The 16,288-nt window shown below is 68.9% G+C and carries 13 protein-coding genes; 9 read left to right on the top strand and 4 right to left on the bottom strand.

From position 1 onward, the window contains the following. The first annotated feature begins 44 nt into the window (after positions 1–44). The 6 genes from ROP_RS23505 (at position 45) to ROP_RS23530 (ending at position 9,891) form a co-directional block, all read left to right on the top strand. Positions 45–4,727, top strand: coding sequence for an NAD-glutamate dehydrogenase (locus tag ROP_RS23505; RefSeq protein ID WP_043825204.1), 4,683 nt, complete (start codon positions 45–47; stop codon positions 4,725–4,727). A gap of 100 nt (positions 4,728–4,827) precedes the next feature. After that, on the top strand, positions 4,828–5,595 hold the full coding sequence (gene hutC / locus ROP_RS23510; RefSeq protein WP_043825206.1) for a histidine utilization repressor: 768 nt from the start codon (positions 4,828–4,830) through the stop codon (positions 5,593–5,595). Positions 5,596–5,882: 287 nt separating this feature from the next. Then, positions 5,883–7,124 (top strand): glycosyltransferase family 87 protein, encoded by a 1,242-nt coding sequence (locus tag ROP_RS23515; protein ID WP_015888505.1) that lies wholly within the window; start codon positions 5,883–5,885, stop codon positions 7,122–7,124. A gap of 49 nt (positions 7,125–7,173) precedes the next feature. Beyond that, complete coding sequence (locus ROP_RS23520) at positions 7,174–7,464, top strand: DUF2277 domain-containing protein (RefSeq protein WP_015888506.1); 291 nt, start codon at positions 7,174–7,176, stop codon at positions 7,462–7,464. Positions 7,465–7,582: 118 nt separating this feature from the next. Beyond that, complete coding sequence (locus tag ROP_RS23525) at positions 7,583–8,593, top strand: AraC family transcriptional regulator (RefSeq protein ID WP_015888507.1); 1,011 nt, start codon at positions 7,583–7,585, stop codon at positions 8,591–8,593. A gap of 119 nt (positions 8,594–8,712) precedes the next feature. Further along, a complete protein-coding gene (locus tag ROP_RS23530; RefSeq protein WP_015888508.1) occupies positions 8,713–9,891 on the top strand; it encodes a serine hydrolase domain-containing protein in 1,179 nt (392 codons plus the stop codon). Positions 9,892–9,939: 48 nt separating this feature from the next. Here ROP_RS23530 and ipdC read toward each other — a convergent pair whose 3' ends face one another. From ipdC to echA20, 4 genes are read right to left on the bottom strand one after another with little or no spacing between them, the layout of a single operon-like run. Further along, positions 9,940–11,001 carry a (3aS,4S,5R,7aS)-5-hydroxy-7a-methyl-1-oxo-octahydro-1H-indene-4-carboxyl-CoA dehydrogenase gene (gene ipdC, locus ROP_RS23535; RefSeq protein WP_015888509.1) on the bottom strand — a complete coding sequence of 354 codons (1,062 nt, stop codon included), beginning with the start codon at positions 10,999–11,001 and terminating at the stop codon, positions 9,940–9,942. Then, positions 10,998–11,759 (bottom strand): cholesterol ring-cleaving hydrolase subunit IpdB, encoded by a 762-nt coding sequence (gene ipdB / locus ROP_RS23540; RefSeq protein WP_015888510.1) that lies wholly within the window; start codon positions 11,757–11,759, stop codon positions 10,998–11,000. Before ipdB ends, ipdC begins: the two co-directional genes overlap by 4 nt. Continuing rightward, on the bottom strand, positions 11,756–12,649 hold the full coding sequence (ipdA, locus tag ROP_RS23545) for a cholesterol ring-cleaving hydrolase subunit IpdA (RefSeq protein ID WP_015888511.1): 894 nt from the start codon (positions 12,647–12,649) through the stop codon (positions 11,756–11,758). Before ipdA ends, ipdB begins: the two co-directional genes overlap by 4 nt. Before the next feature lie 5 nt (positions 12,650–12,654). After that, a complete protein-coding gene (gene echA20, locus ROP_RS23550) occupies positions 12,655–13,431 on the bottom strand; it encodes a (7aS)-7a-methyl-1,5-dioxo-2,3,5,6,7,7a-hexahydro-1H-indene-carboxyl-CoA hydrolase (protein ID WP_015888512.1) in 777 nt (258 codons plus the stop codon). A 61-nt stretch (positions 13,432–13,492) separates the two neighbouring features. Here echA20 and ROP_RS23555 point away from each other — a divergent pair, with 61 nt between their 5' ends. The 3 genes from ROP_RS23555 (at position 13,493) to ROP_RS23565 (ending at position 16,269) form a co-directional block, all read left to right on the top strand. Then, on the top strand, positions 13,493–14,299 hold the full coding sequence (locus ROP_RS23555) for an SDR family oxidoreductase (protein ID WP_015888513.1): 807 nt from the start codon (positions 13,493–13,495) through the stop codon (positions 14,297–14,299). Further along, the gene (locus ROP_RS23560; protein WP_015888514.1) at positions 14,296–15,210 is read left to right on the top strand and encodes an SDR family oxidoreductase; all 915 of its coding nucleotides are present in this window, start codon (positions 14,296–14,298) and stop codon (positions 15,208–15,210) included. The genes ROP_RS23555 and ROP_RS23560 overlap by 4 nt, the downstream gene beginning before the upstream one ends. A 162-nt stretch (positions 15,211–15,372) precedes the next feature. Further along, on the top strand, positions 15,373–16,269 hold the full coding sequence (locus ROP_RS23565; RefSeq protein WP_419789305.1) for an LLM class F420-dependent oxidoreductase: 897 nt from the start codon (positions 15,373–15,375) through the stop codon (positions 16,267–16,269). Positions 16,270–16,288 lie beyond the last annotated feature (19 nt).

The following is a 16,288-nucleotide window of genomic DNA, read 5'->3' on the forward strand; positions in this document are numbered from 1 at the left end:
TGCACCAGCCGGGAGTCCCGATGCTCCCGACGGAAGGTACTGACATGAGAGTAATTTCGACGTCCTCACACTCGCTCGAGGGCGATGAGCAGCTGTTTTCCGACCAGGAGACGCGTGAGCGCTTCCTCGACCTCTACCTCCGCACCGCAGGTCACCCCTATGCCGAGAACGCGGATCCCGAGGTGCGCGATCGAATCGCGAACACCCATCTCGAGACGGGGCGGCACCGGATCCCCGGCACCGCGGTCGTGCGCGGCCTCGAAGCCGCAGACCCCAGCGGGATCGGACCCGCGGTGCAGATCGTCACCGACGACATGGCGCTGCTCGTCGAATCGGTGCTCCTGACCGCGGCCAGGGTCGGCGCCCCCATCGCGGAGGCACTGCATCCGGTCCTCGTCGCCCGCCGCACGGAGTCGGGCACCCTCAGCGACGTGCGTCCGGCCGCCGACGCGGGGACGGCGGAGTCCTGGATTCATGTGGGTCTGCGCTCCGACACCACCGACTCCGTCGTCGGGGCACTCGTCGAATCCCTGACCGCCGTCCTCGCCGACGTCCGCCGCGTCAACGCGGATCTGGCGCGCATGCGCGAACTGCAGATCCAGGTGTCCGAGCAACTCGACGCGCAGGCCGGGCAGGACCCGCTGTCCGAAGAACTCGGGGAGGCCGCCGACTTCCTGAGGTGGTGCGAAGCCGGCAACTTCACCGTTCTCGGATATGCGCGGTACGGCGACGACGGCGCATCACGGGAGAGTCTCGGCGTGCTCCACGACCGGGAGGATGATCGCCCGCAGGTCACCGGATCCGGGCCCGTACTCGCGATCGGGCAGGCGGCGCTTCCGGTGTCCGTGCACCGGTCGTCGTATCCGTCCGTCGTCGGTGTCCGCGCCGCAGATGTCGAGCACCGTTTCGTCGGCGTTTTCACGCCCGCGGGCCGACACGAGAACGTCCTGGACATTCCGGGTGCGGGCCGCCGGGTGCGGGCGCTGCTCGACCGCGCCGGCTTCGACATCGATTCCTTCTCCGGGCAGGCCGTGCTGCAGGTCGTGCAGGCGCTGCCGCTGACCGAGTTGTTCGCGGCGAGCCCGGACTCGCTGCATTCGGCCCTCACCGAGGTCGCCGGGATCACCGCCCGCGAACACATCCACCTGTTCCTGCGTGCGGATGCCGTCGGCGACAGCATGTCGGCGCTGGTGTTCATTCCCCGCGACCGGTACAACACCCGCACCCGTCTGGCGGCCCAGCGGGTCCTGTTGGACGAGTTGACCGGCACCGCCGTCGAATACACCACCAACGTGTCCGAGTACCCGCTGGCCATGGTGCACTTCACGATGCGCGTCCCGGCGGGCACCGAGGTGACGGACACGAGGCGCCTGGAGATTCAGCGCCGGATTTCCCGGGCCTGCCGGACGTGGGAAGACCGGTTCCGCGGTCATTCCGGTGCGGTCGAACGAGACCTCCTCGCGCACTACGCGGACCACTTCCCCGAGGGGTACAAGCACGACTTCGACACCCGGCGCGCCCATGCGGATCTGGCGGTGTTCGAGAGTCTGACGGACGGCGCGATCGACACTCGGCTCGAGGCGAGCGACGCCGCCGACTGGCGCTTCACCCTCTTCGTCGGCGGTGCGCCCGCTTCACTCGGCGACGTGCTTCCGATCCTGCAGAGCCTCGGTGTCGCCGTGCTCGACGAGCGCCCGTACACGGTCGTGAACAGTCGCGGAACAGACTGCTGGATGTACGAATTCGGGATTTGCCACGCGGCGGCGGGGCGGGTGGACGACGGACTGCCGCGACGGGTCACCGAGACGTTCGCCGCGGCGTGGGAATCGCGTTCGGAGACGGACAGTTTCAACGAACTCGTGCTCCGGGCGGGCCTCGACTGGCGGGAGGTGGAGGTGCTGCGGGCCTACGCGCGTTACCTCCGGCAGGGCGGGTTCCCGTACAGCCAGAACCACATCGCGACTGTCCTCGGGGATCACCCGGAGATCTCGCAGGCACTGATCCGGCTGTTCGCCGCGCGATTCGACCCGGACTGCGCAGGGGATTCCGGCGACCTGGCCGGCTCGCTGGAAGCGGCGATCGGCGACGTGCTCGGTCTCGACGCCGACCGCATCCTGCGTGCCTACCTCAACGTGGTGCTGGCGACGCTGCGCACCAACCGCTACGCGCACCGGGGGCGCGAACGCAGCGTCCTGTCGTTCAAATTCGATCCGCAGCGGATCCCGGAACTGCCCCAGCCACGGCCGCGCTTCGAGATCTATGTCTACTCACCGTGGGTGGAGGGCGTGCACATGCGCTTCGGCGCCGTCGCGCGGGGCGGCCTGCGGTGGTCCGACCGCAAGGAGGACTTCCGCACCGAGGTGCTCGGCCTGGTGAAGGCGCAGGCGGTCAAGAACTCGGTTATCGTGCCCGTCGGCGCGAAGGGTGGGTTCGTCGTTACGCGTCCACCGGCCCCCACCGGCGACCCGGCACGGGATCGGGACGCGCAGCGCGCCGAGGGGGTGCGCTGCTACCGCAGCTTCATCAGCGGACTGCTCGACGTCACCGACAACGTGGACCTCGCGAGCGGTGCCGTGATCCCGGCGCCGCGGGTGGTGCGCCACGACGGCGACGACACGTACCTCGTCGTCGCCGCGGACAAGGGCACCGCGACCTTCTCCGACATCGCGAACGACGTTGCCGCACAGTACGGATTCTGGCTCGGTGACGCATTCGCGTCCGGCGGGTCCGTCGGCTACGACCACAAGGCGCTCGGCATCACCGCACGCGGCGCGTGGGAGAGCGTGAAACGGCACTTCCGGGAGATGGGGGTCGACACCCAGTCGGAGGAATTCACGGCCGTCGGGATCGGCGACATGAGCGGCGACGTGTTCGGCAACGGAATGCTGGCCAGCCCGCACATCCGGCTCGTCGCCGCGTTCGATCACCGGCACGTGTTCCTGGATCCGAATCCCGACGCGGCCGCGTCCTTCGCGGAGCGGGAACGCCTCTTCGCGATGCCGCGCTCGTCGTGGGCGGACTACGCACCCGACCTGATCAGCGCGGGCGGCGGTGTGTGGGAACGATCGAGGAAGAGTGTTCCGGTCAGTGAGGAGGCGCGGCGCGCGCTCGGGCTGGCACCCGGGACCACCGAACTGTCACCACCCGAATTGGTGCGCGCGATCCTGCGGGCGCCGGTGGACCTGCTGTGGAACGGCGGGATCGGGACGTACGTGAAGGCGGGCGCCGAGATCCACCTCGACGTGGGGGACAAGGGCAACGACGGCGTGCGGGTGGACGGCGCCGACGTCCGGGCGCGGGTGATCGGTGAGGGCGGCAACCTCGGCCTCACCCAGCTGGGACGCATCGAATTCTCCCGCAACGGCGGGCGCATCAACACGGACGCTCTCGACAACTCGGCGGGGGTGGACTGCTCCGATCACGAGGTCAACATCAAGGTGCTGCTCGACGGTCTGGTCAGCGGAGGCCGTCTCGCCGCGGAGGATCGCGCGGGTCTGCTCGCCGAGATGTCCGAGGAGGTGTCTGTTCTCGTGCTCTCCGACAACATCGCCCAGAACGACGTTCTGGGCACGGGCCGCGCCGACGCCGCCGCGTCGGTCGCGGTGCACGGACGGCTCGTCGGCCACCTCGAAGGGCGCTACGGGCTGGACCGCGCCATCGAGGTGCTGCCGTCCCGAAAGGAGTTCGCCGCCCGGGAGCGCGCCGGAACGGGACTCACCTCACCCGAACTCGCGACGCTGATGGCCCACGTCAAGCTGGCCCTGAAATCGGATCTCCTGTCCGGCGACCTGCCCGACAGCCCGGCGTTCGCGGACGCCCTCGCCGGGTACTTCCCGCGCCGGCTCCGGGAGTCGTTCGGCGACGCCATCGGCGAACACCCGCTGCGCCGGGAGATCGTCGCGACGGTCCTCACCAACGACGTCGTCGACAACGGCGGCATCACGTACGCCTTCCGGCTGGGGGAGGAGGCCGGTGCGAGCGGCGCCGACGCCGTGCGCGCGTTCGCGGTGGTCTCGGAGGTGTTCGACCTGCCGTCGCTGCGCCGCGACATCCGGGACGCCGAACTCGACGCCGCGCTGTCGGACGAGTTGACGCTGTTCACCCGTCGGCTGCTCGACCGGGCGTCGCGGTGGATGCTCACCCGCAGGCCCCAGCCGCTGGCGGTCGGGGCGGAGATCAGCCGATTCCGTGACCGGGTCGCGGACCTGACCCCGCACGTCGCGGGCTGGCTGTGCGGCGAGGATGCGGAGAGCCTGCGGAGCCGCACCGCCGCGCTCGTGGCCCGCGGTGTTCCCGTCGACCTGGCCGGGCGGGTGCAACTCCTCCTCGACCGGTTCGCGCTCCTCGACATCGTCGAGATCGCCGACATCACCGCACGCGACCCCCGCGAGGTCGCCGAGGTGTACTACCGGCTGGGGGAGTGCCTCGGGCTGGTGCACCTTCTCGTCGGCGTCTCGCAGCTCGGCAGGGGCACCCGGTGGAACGCGCTGGCCCGGCTGTCGTTGCGTGACGAGTTGTACGACACGATCCGGGCGCTGTGCCTCGACGTGATCGCGGGCAGCGAAATCGCGGACACGGCGGAACAGAAGATCGGGGAGTGGGAGGACCGCAACGCGGCCCGGCTGGCGCGGGCCCGTCACACCCTCGACGCCGTCACGGAATCTGGTGAGCACGACCTGGCCGCCCTCTCCGTCGCGACCAGGCAACTCCGCAGCATGGTGAGGTGACGCCGGGCGCACCGCGCGATTGCGGCTTACCCGTGCAGTCGGCCGATAGACTGCAGACGGCCGACTGCACGGGAAGTTCGTCGGTGCCGCAGAGGAATGGGTGTCAGTGGTAGAGATCGCAGTAGTCGACGCGGAGCTTGCTGCGTTGTACAACGGACCGGGGACGGAGTCGGCCCCGGCGTACGAACGCGTCAAGCATCTGATCGTGTCGCAGATCAACGCCGGCCGCTGGCAGGAGGGCGATCAGCTGCCTTCGGAGAATCAGCTCGTGGGCGCTCTGGGGCTGTCCCGCATGACCATCAACCGCGCGCTGCGCGAACTCAGCGCCGAGGGTCTCGTGGTGCGCCTGATGGGGGTGGGCACGTTCGTGGCGGCCACGAAGACGGCGTCGCCGCTGTTCGAGGTCAAGAACATCGCGGACGAGATCCAGCAGCGCGGACATCGGCATCGAACCGAAGTGGTGTACGTGCGTGAGGAAGACGCCGATCCGGCTAACGCCTTCATCCGGGATTCCATCCGCGGCAAGGTGTTCCATTCCCTGATGATCCACTACGAGGACGACACGCCGATCCAGCTCGAAGACCGGTTCGTCAATCCCGCCGAGGCGCCAGGGTATCTAGATCAGGACTTCACCCAGCAGACGCCCAATCACTATCTGAGCGTGGAAGCCCCGCTGACGAGGGGCGAGCACGTCGTCGAAGCGATCCTCGGATCGCCCGACGAATGCCGGCTCCTCCACATCGAGCGTTCCGAACCCTGCCTGCTGATCCGGCGCCGCACCTGGTCCTCGCGAGGACTCGTCAGCGCCGCCCGGCTCGTGCACCCCGGGTCGCGGAACCGGCTCGAGGGGACGTTCGGGACGGGCTGACGCGTTGCGCGGCGGGCCACGCGCCCCAGTGCGCCGAGGCAGCAGATCGCGGCGAAGAACGGTGAAAACTCTCGTGCTGCACTGCGGATCTGAGCGTCGAGACGGTGCACGAGTTCGGTGTGCCCGGTGTCGGTGAGGGCGTCCGGGCACAATTGCACCGTACCGGTCTATACAAACTGGGACGAACCTCGCGATTCGGGCGCCACGACCTCGGCTTTGTCACGATTGGGTCACGGCCCGCTACGGTGGATCGTTGACCACGACGCCGATCATGAAAGAACAAATTCTTGTTACAGAGTGAATCGAAGTTCAGGGATTATCGTCTGCCCGCCGTCGCGCTCCTCGTGGGCGTCCTCTCCGTGGGGGTGGTGGCCTACCGAGAGTTCGATGCGGCAACGGGCTACCTGATGGACCTCTCGGTGTTCCGCGACGCCGGCCACGCCTTCGTCAGCGGGCTGCCGCTCTACTCCGCGGACTTCCCGAGCAGTTCCGGGTTCAGGTTCATCTACGCACCGTTCGCGGCGATCCTCTTCGCGCCGATGGCGGAGATCGACCCCGCCGTCCTGCAGGCGCTGTGGTGCGCCCTCAACCTCGGGCTCGTGTGGTGGATGGTCAAGGTGGCGCTGTCGAAACTCGACGTCGGCCGCCCCGAACTTCTCGCCCTGCTGTCGATGGGGCCGGTCCTTCTCCTCGAGCCGATGCGCTCGAACTTCGACTTCGGTCAGATCAACATCATCCTGATGGCGCTCGTGGTCGCCGACTGCACCGGGGTGATCCCGAAGCGGTTCCGCGGAATCGCGATCGGCCTCGCCGCGGCAATCAAGATCACCCCGGCAGCCTTTCTGCTGGTCCTGCTCGTCCGTCGCGACTACCGGTCGATCGGACGGTCGCTCGCCACTATCCTCGTCACCGTCGGACTCGGCTTCTGGCTGCTGCCGCAGTCGTCGGTGTGGTTCTGGACCACCGAATTCTTCGCCACCGGCCGCGCGGGCGCGCCCGACTTCTTCCGCAACCAGGCCGTCACCGGTGTCATCGCCCGGCTCGGGGCGGAGGGCCGGCTGGCCAGCATCCTCTGGGTGCTCAGCGCGGCCGTCATCGTGTCTGCCGCCGCGTGGTCGGCGTACCGGTTCACCCGGTCGGGTGAACACCTGATCGCGCTGTCGATCGTGGCCCTGGCCTCGCTGCTCGCCGCGCCGTTCGCCGTCACCCACCACTGGGCGTACAGCATCCTGCTGATTCCGATCCTGATCGCACCGCAGTACCGCAGCTGGCGGCCGGTGGTCGGCGCCGCGACGCTCATCTTCCTGATCGGCCCGAACTTCGTGCTGCAATCGTCCTCGTCCGGATGGGTGGAGGCCGCGGTCCGCGAGGTCATCGGCAGCTCGCAGTGCCTCGTCGCGCTGGTCCTGCTCGGCGCCGCGGTCCTGGCCGCGCGCTCCCGCACCCCGCTCCCGGACGTCGAGACCGGCGCCGTGCCCGCGGACGCCGTGCCTTCGGACGCCGACGCGCTGGAGTCGGCTCGCAGCTAGTGGCCGCCGACGAGCCGCGCGGAGGACCGGGCGGCGCTATCGTCGAGTCATGTGCCGAAACATCACCGAGCTGCGCGGACTCGAACCGGCGGCCACCGCGGAGGAGATCGAGGCGGCGGCGCGTCAGTACGTCCGGAAGGTCAGCGGAATCCAGAAGCTCTCCGACGCCAACCGTGAACCGTTCGAGGAGGCGGTTGCCGTCGTCACCGAGGCCACCACGAAACTCCTCGCCGCACTGCCGGCGCGCAAGCAACCGCCGCAGACGGTGCCGCCGCTGCGACGACCGGAGGTCCGGGCGCGCATCGCCGCGAAGGCCGCGTCCGCCGCCGCCTCCTCCTAGCCGGACGAACGGGACGCTCGTAGCGTCAGATCGAACGAGCGTCCCGTTCGTCCGAGGGGGTTGGGTGGCCCGGCCGATCGGGGAGTGTCGGGACCGGCCGGTGTGCTCTACGCTCCGGATGGTGGAGGTCGTGCACTCGCTGGATCCGCTGTCCGACGTCGCAGTGCCGTCGGCCGCGTCGTCTTCGGACTGGGACGAGATCCGGGCCTGGTCCGACCAGGTGTACATGCCGTACCGCGTGCGGGCCTCGGGGCGGCTCCTGCAGCCGCAGTCGAGCATGTTCTCGGCGTCCATCGGCGACATCACCCTTACGCGTTTCCGGTACGGGATCCCGGTCACCGTCGACGACATCTCCGCCGACGCCGGCAACATCCTTGTCCTGACGACGATCCGCGGATGCGCCCGGCACCGGGTCGGCGCGGCGGAGGTGGAGGTCGGCTCCGGTGGCACGTTCCTGGTGGACTGCAGCCGCATCGAGCACTACATCGAATTCGACCAGTCGGATCTGCAGCTGAATCTGACGGTGCCGCACCGCCTGGTCGCCGACGCCGCCGATCGGTGGTTCGGATACCGGCCCGACGACCGCCTGTGGCAACACAAATGCGTGATCGGGGACGGGCAGCAGTCGGCGTGGAACGCGCTCCTCGCGTACGCCGTGCGCTCGATCGCCGCCGACCCCGACCGGATCGCTCACGGCCGCCCGGGCATTCACCTTCAGGAGATGCTCCTCGGTCACCTGCTCGCCGAATGGGCCGCGGCGGCGGGGGTCGCACTCGACGGCGGCAGGAGCGACGTGGCCCCCGAATACGTCGGGCGCGCAGAGCATTACATGCGTGAGCACGCCGCGGAACTGCCCACGGTCAGCGAGGTCGCAGCGGCGGTGGGGGTGAGTGTGCGGGCGTTGTCGGGGGCGTTTCGCCGCTACCGGGAGACCACTCCGAACCGTTTCCTCACCGAGGTGCGGTTGCAGCGAATCCACGACGAACTCATCGCCGCGACGCACGAGTGCACCGTGTCGTCCGTCGCCGCGCGCTGGGGTTACGTGAACATGGGTGTCTTCGCCGCGGCCTACCGGGGCCGGTTCGGGGAGAACCCGTCCCGCGCGCTCGCCCGCGCCCGTCGCCGGTAGTGCCGAAATCCGACAGCCGTGCCGCCGAATCGAGGTGGTCCACGTCACAGTGTGCTCCGTAGTGTCCGTTCCGATCCTCGGCCCTGGTGCCGACGCCGGAACCGAACACAGGAGGAACCATGAGAGATGATTTCGCGAGTGTCACCGACACGGACCTGCAGAAACTGACGCAGGACGACGCCGGCGTCCCGGGTGTGGTGGCGATGCTCACCGACCGCGACGGCGTCGTGTACTCGGGGGTGGCCGGGGAGCGGTCCGTCGGCTCAGGTGTGGCGATGACCGCCGATACGGTGTTCGCCGCCTTCTCCACCACGAAGGCCGTCACCGGAACGGCGGCGCTCCAGTGCGTGGAAGAGGGCCTGCTCGATCTCGACGCGCCGGCCGCCCGGTACCTGTCGGAGATCGGGGAACTGCAGGTCCTCGACGGCTTCGACGACGACGGCGAACCGGTGCTCCGCGCGCCGAAGCGAGACATCACCACCCGGATGCTGTTGCTGCACACGGCCGGTTTCGGCTACCCGTTCTTCAGTGAGGAGTACCGACGCCTCGCCGACGAACACGGCTGGCCGAGCGTCATCACCGGCACGAAGAAGGCCCTGACCACGCCGCTGCTGTTCGATCCCGGCGAGCGGTGGATGTACGGCTCGAACATCGACTGGTGCGGTCTGGTCGTCGAGGCCGTGCGTGGGCAGCGCCTGGGAGAGGTGATGCGCGAGCGCATCTTCGAACCGCTGGGGATGAACGACACCGCCTTCACGCTCACCGGCGACATGCGCGACCGGCTCGCCGTCGTGCACCAGCGCGCCGACGACGGCACCCTCGTGCCGCTGCCCGAGATGGTGCTGCCGCAGGACCCGGAGGTCCACATGGGCGGCCACGGGCTCTACACCACCGTTCCCGACTACCTGAAGTTCCTCCGGATGTGGCTGCGGGACGGGGAGGCACCCGGCGGCCGGGTGCTCGCGGCCGCGACCGTCGCCGAGGCGGTGCGTGGCGGATTGGACGGGCAGGAGGTCACCGGGCTGCGGGGTGTGATCCCGGCGCTGTCGAACGATGCCGAGTTCTTCCCCGGCCTGCCCAAGAATTGGGCGTACACGTTCATGGTCAACGACGAGCCCGCCCCGACGGGACGCCCGGCCGGCGCTCTCGGCTGGGCGGGTCTGGCGAACCTGTTCTACTGGATCGACCGGGAGAACGGCATCGCCGGGTTCTGGGCCACGCAGATCCTGCCCTTCGCCGACGCCGCCTCGTTCGGCGGTTACCTCGACTTCGAGACCGCGGTGTACCGCGCGCTGTAGGACGAACGGGACGCTCGTAGCGTCAGATCGAACGAGCGTCCCGTTCGTTCAGGCGCGGAGGGCTCCCAGCGCGTCGATCCGCTTGATCGCGTCGGCGACGATGCCGTCGATGAGGTCCTTGCAGGTGGGCAGATCGTCGAGAAGCCCCACGACCTGTCCGGACGCGAGGACGCCGGCGTGGGTATTGCCCTCGACCAGACCGGCTTTGAGCAGCATCGGGGTGTTGGCCGCCATGATGATCTGCTGCCACGTGCGGTCGCTGGACTTCTTCATGGCGAGGCCGTCCTTGACGAGCGTCGACCATTTCATGCCGGTCATGGCCTTGAATTTCGAGGCGTTGCGGGCGGCCGCGACAAGCCCACGCAGGTTGCCGGAATGCTCGAGGCTGTCGACGAGTTCGGTGTTGAGGACACGGTGGGGCATGCCGTCGACCTTGCGGGAGACGGTGGTGTCCTGCAGGCCGCGGGCGAGGTATTCCTGCTTGACGGAATCGGGGACCGTGGATTCCTGGGTGAGCAGGAAGCGGGTGCCCATGGCCACCCCTGCGGCACCGTACGCGAGGGCGGCGGCGAGTCCGCGGCCGTCGTAGAAACCGCCGGCCGCGACGACGGGAATGTCGACGGCGTCGAGCACCGACGGCAGCAGCAGGGTGGTGGCCACCGGGCCGGTGTGCCCGCCGCCCTCCCCGCCCTGCACGATGACGGCGTCGGCGCCCCACGACGCCACCTTCTTCGCGTGCTTCGCGGCGCCGATCGACGGAATGACCACCACCCCGGCATCTTTCAGCTTCGCGATCAGTTCCTGTTTCGGTGCCAGCGCGAACGAGGCGACGCGCACGTTCTCCCGGATCAGCAGGTCGATGCGCTGCGGGGCGTCGGTGGCGTCGGCGCGGATGTTCACGCCGAACGGCTTGTCGGTGAGCGTCTTGGTCTTGGCGACGGCCGCCTCGAGTTCCTCGTACGTCATCGTCGCGGACGCGAGGATGCCGAGACCGCCGGCGTTGGCCGTGCCGGCGACGAGTCGCGGTCCGGCGACCCAGCCCATTCCGGTCTGCACCACAGGGTGTTCGACACCGACCAGCTCGGTCAGTGCGGTGCGAAGCGTGCTCACAGCGACACCTCCCGGTCGCGCAGGCTGCGGGGGTCGAGGACCTCACGGATCAGCCGCAGTTCTTCCTCGGACGGCTCCCGGGTCACCGGGGCGTCGGCCAATCCCGCCACCTCGAACGACGTGTTCTCCGCGACCTGCTCGGCGGCGACACCGGGGTGCAGCGACAGCGCCCGGAACGTGTGCCCGGGCCCGCCGAAGTCGAACACCCCGAGGTTGCTCACCACCCGGTGCAGGTGATGGAAGCGGTAGGCGGGGTTCTCCGGATCGATCCGGTCGTAGCCGACACCCGAGACGATGTCGACCTGATCGCAGAACACCCGCGACGTGTGCTTGCCCACCCAGTAGCTGGTGGCGTGGTTGATCGTGTTGCCGGGCGCGCCGCGGACGCCGAACATCTGCCGGGTCGGCTGCTGCAGGGGACCGAAGGCCGACAGATTCTGGTTGCCGTGCCGGTCGATCTGGTTGGCGCCCATCACCACGTGGCGTCGACCGGACGCGACGACGTCGAACACCTTCCGGAACGGCATCCAGCCCTCGATCGGGGCCTTCGCGCCGACCGCCGGGGTGTCGGCGAAGATCAGGGCCTCGCCGTCGGTGATGAGCAGGTCGGGTTCGGTGGTCAGTCGCGCGAGCCGGGCGCCGATCAGCGGCAGGGTGGCCATCGGGCTGGCCATGATTTCGCCTGCCCCGGAGAAGATGTCGGCGCATGCGATCGCGCAGTACTCCGCGCGGGTGACTTCGGTGATCGTCTCGGTCATGCCTTGGACTCCTCTGCAAATTTCTTCACGGCGGCCTGGTAGTCGTCCTCGCTGCCGGACAGGTAGGTGTCGACGAACTGCTGCCACGCCTCGGGGGTCTTCGCCGCTTCGGCGTAGTGGCGCTGGAACTTCTCGTCGCGGCCGTAGCTGTCGCCGGCCAGGGTGAAGTGAGCGCCGTTCGGTGCCTCCACGACGCCGTCGACCATCATGCGGTTGAGGATGAGATTCTGCAGCGGAACGGTTTTCACCAGTTCCTCGGTCTCCACCACCCGCTCGACGGAGACGAACCGCTTCTCGGCCGCCGCGCAGTACAGGTCGTCGAAGTAGGGGTCGACCCCGGTGTAGGCGGCGTTGCCGTGCTTGTCACCGAGGTTCAGATGTACCAGTGCCGCATCGAGATTCAGCGCCGGCATCGCGATCAGGGTCTCCGATTTGCCGGACGCATCCGGGTACGGGGAGGTGACGGTGCGCAGTTCGTCGCCCCAGAAGTTCCGGACGTCGGAGCCGAGCCCGGCACGGATCGGCAGGAACGGCAGGCGGGCGGCGGCGGCCTCCAGTCCGCACTTGACCATGCCCTCGTCCATTTCGCGGACCTCGATCTCGCCTGCGGTGCGCGCCTTCGCGAACCACGGGTCGTAGAACGGGGCCGAATCGAGGGACACGAAACCGTAGTACGCCTTCTTGACCTTGCCCGCCGAGCACAGCAGTCCCAGGTCGGGGCCGCCGTAGGTGACGACGGTGAGGTCGGTGACGTCGGAGCGCAGCAGCGCCCGGACCAACGCCATCGGCTTGCGGCGCGAACCCCAGCCGCCGATGCCGATGGTCATTCCGCTGCGGAGTTCCCCGACGGCGTCGTCGAGCGACATCCTCTTGTCGCGCCTGTTCGCCATGGATGTCAGCCTTTCCTGTTGTTCGAGTTGGAGCGGGGCTTCCCGGTTTCGACGAACTCGTCGCGGTGCTCGTCCGCCACTCCGGCGAGGTTGAGTTCGAAGGTGTAGCCCTGCTCGAGGCGGTAACTGGTCTTCACGTCTACGGGGTCGATGCCGTTGATGGCTTCCTTGGCGCAGCGGATCACCCGGGTGTCCTTGGCTGCGATCTTGGCTGCGATGTCGCGGGCGGTGTCGTCGAGTTTCTCCCGCGGCACCACGTCGTACACCGACCCGAAGTGCTGCAACTGCCGGGCCGTGACGTTCTGCGCCGTGTAGTACAGGGTGCGCATCATGTGCTGCGGGACGAGGCGGGCGAGGTGCGTGGCGGCGCCGAGCGCGCCGCGGTCGACCTCGGGCAGTCCGAAGACGGCGTCGTCGGACGCGACGATCACGTCGGCGTTGCCGACCAGGCCGATGCCCCCGCCGACGCAGAATCCGTTGACCGCGACGACGACGGGGACGGCGCAGTCGTAGACGGCGGCGAACGCGGCCGCGCAGCCCCGGTTGGCGTCGACCAGTGCGCCGTACCCGTCGGTGGCCTGCATTTCCTTGATGTCGACGCCGGCGTTGAACCCGCGCCCTTCGGCTCGCAGGATCACCACGTGAGTGTCCGGGTTCCGGCCCGCGTCGAGGATGGCGTCGGCCAACTCGAACCAGCCCCGGGACGGGATGGCGTTCACGGGCGGGTAGTCGACGGTGACCGTGGCGATGCCCCCCGGATCTGTCTCGCTCCGAATTCCCACTGTTTTCTCCTCGTCAGATCCGCACTTCACGCACCAAGCAATTGCTTGGTAGGGTAGCACGATGGAAACGCGTTTCAATCTGGACGGAGCAGTCGTGCTGGTGACCGGCGGTGTTCGCGGGGTGGGTGCAGGCATCAGCCGCACCTTCCTCCGGGCGGGCGCCACGGTGGTGGCCTGCGCCCGGAGACCGGGCGACGAACCGGTCGAGGTGGACGGTCGCGCCGCCGAGTTCCTCCCGTGCGACATCCGCGATCCGGAGCAGGTGCAGGGCCTCGTCGACCGGATCGTCGAGCGGCACGGCCGACTCGACGTCCTCGTCAACAACGCCGGTGGCGCACCCTTCGCGCTCGCCGCGGAGGCGAGCCCGAAGTTTCACTCCAAGATCGTCGAACTGAATCTGCTCGCCCCGCTCCTCGTCTCACAGGCAGCGAACGCGGTGATGCAGGCACAGGCCTCGGGCGGCGCGATCGTGAACATCTCCAGCGTCAGCGGCTCCCGGCCGTCGCCGGGCACCGCGGCATACGGCGCGGCGAAGGCGGGGGTCGACAGCCTCACCACCAGCCTCGCGGTCGAGTGGGCGCCGAAGGTCCGGGTCAACGCGGTCGTCGTGGGCCTCGTGCAGACTGAACTCGCGCACCTGCACTACGGCGACGACGCCGGGATCGCCGCGGTCGGGGAGACCGTCCCGCTGGGCCGGATGGCGGTCCCCGAGGACGTCGGGAACTGTGCAGTCTTTCTCGCATCCCCGCTCGCGTCCTACGTCAGCGGGTCCACGCTCACGGTCCACGGCGGCGGCGAACGCCCCGCCTTCCTGGCGGCGGCAACACCATCTACGTCAACTACAGCATCGACAAAGGAGAACGCATGAGTGGAGTGGTCGACGGTCGCGTCGTCATCGTGACGGGCGCCGGACGCGGAATCGGACGTGCCCACGCGCTGGCCTTCGCCGCCGAGGGTGCGAAGGTCGTGGTCAACGACATCGGGGCCGGAATCGACGGTTCCGCCACCGGCGAGAGTCCGGCGGAGCAGGTGGTCGCGGAGATCGTGGCCGCGGGCGGCGAGGCCGTCGTCAACGGCGACGACGTCGCGGACTGGGCTGGGGCGGAGAATCTGATCCGGACGGCGATCGACACGTACGGGCGCCTCGACGTGCTGGTGAACAACGCCGGGTTCCTGCGCGACCGCATGCTCGTCGGGATGAGCGAGCAGGAGTGGGACGCCGTGGTGCGCGTCCACCTGAAGGGTCACTTCGCGACGCTGCGCCACGCCGCCGCGTACTGGCGGGCCGAGGCGAAGGCGGGCAACGCCGTCGACGCCCGGATCGTCAACACCAGTTCCGGTGCCGGACTGCAGGGTTCGATCGGGCAGGGCAACTACGCCGCCGCGAAGGCGGGGATCGCGGAGATGACCATCCAGGCGGCAGCGGAACTGAGGAACTACGGGGTCACCGTCAACGCGATCGCCCCGGCCGCGCGCACCCGGATGACGGTCGGCGCCGGCGGCGCGATGGCCGAGGCGATGGCCGCGCCCGAGGAGGGTTTCGACGCGATGGCGCCGGAGAACATCTCCCCGCTCGTCGTGTGGCTGGGCAGCGTGGAGTCGAAGGACGTCACCGGACGCGTGTTCGAGGTCGAGGGCGGCAAGATCACCGTCGCCGAGGGCTGGCGGCACGGCCCCACCCAGGACAAGGGGGCGCGCTGGGAGCCGAACGAGATCGGGCCCGTCGTCGCCGACCTGCTCGCGAAGGCCGAACCCCCGGTCCCGGTCTACGGCGCCTGAGCACGTGAGCGGCAAAGTGTGCCGGGGCACGCTTTGCCGCTCACCTGCCGAACGGGACGCCCGTTGCGTCAGATCGAACGAGCGTCCCGTTCGTCCGGCTGCGCGGCGAACTGGAGACATGTTTGGACACATTGATAAACAGGTGTCCAGAAGTTAATGTGCATGGAGGAAAAGGCTCTCGGCCAAGGAGAATTCGTGAAATTCGGCATAACGTTGTTTACGAGTGACCGCGGGATCGAGCCGGCCTCGGCCGCGAGGGGTGCGGAGGCCAACGGGTTCGACTCCTTCTACGTGCCCGAGCACACGCACATTCCGGTGAAACGCGACGCGGCGCATCCGCAGACGGGAGACGCGTCGCTGCCCGACGACCGGTACATGCGCACCCTCGACCCGTGGGTGGCCCTCGCCACGGCGGCAGCGGTCACGGAGCGGATCGAACTGGGCACGTCGGTGGCGCTGCCCGTCGAGCACGACCCGATCACGCTGGCCAAGACGATCGCCTCGCTCGACCACCTCAGCGGTGGACGGGTGATCCTCGGCGTCGGGTACGGGTGGAATCTGGACGAACTGTCCGATCACAACGTCCCGCCGGGCCGGCGCCGGACGATGCTGCGGGAGTACCTCGAGGCGATGCGCGCGCTGTGGACGCAGGACGAGGCGTCGTACGAAGGCGAGTTCGTGAGCTTCGGTCCGAGCTGGGCGTGGCCGAAGCCGGTGCGGGTGCCTCCGGTGATCGTCGGCGCCGCCGGAAACGACAAGAACTTCAGATGGATCGTGAAGTCGGCCGACGGCTGGATGACCACCCCGATCGAGCAGGACATCGACGACCGCGTGGCCGCGCTGCGACGGATGTGGCACGACGCGGGCCGGGACGGCGAACCGCGGATCGTCGTGCTCGACGGCAAACCGGACGTCGACAAGTTGCGCCGCTGGAAGGACCTCGGCGTCACCGAAGTGGTGTACGGAGTGCCCGACCGCAGCGAGGAGGCGGTCCTTGCCTACCTCGGGCGTCTGGCGGGAAAACTCGAGGGATTGCGCGAGTCGACCGCGGTGGGGTGAGTGAGTGCGGTTGGATGGA

Source organism: Rhodococcus opacus B4 (assembly GCF_000010805.1).
In the GTDB taxonomy this organism is placed as follows: domain Bacteria; phylum Actinomycetota; class Actinomycetes; order Mycobacteriales; family Mycobacteriaceae; genus Rhodococcus_F; species Rhodococcus_F opacus_C.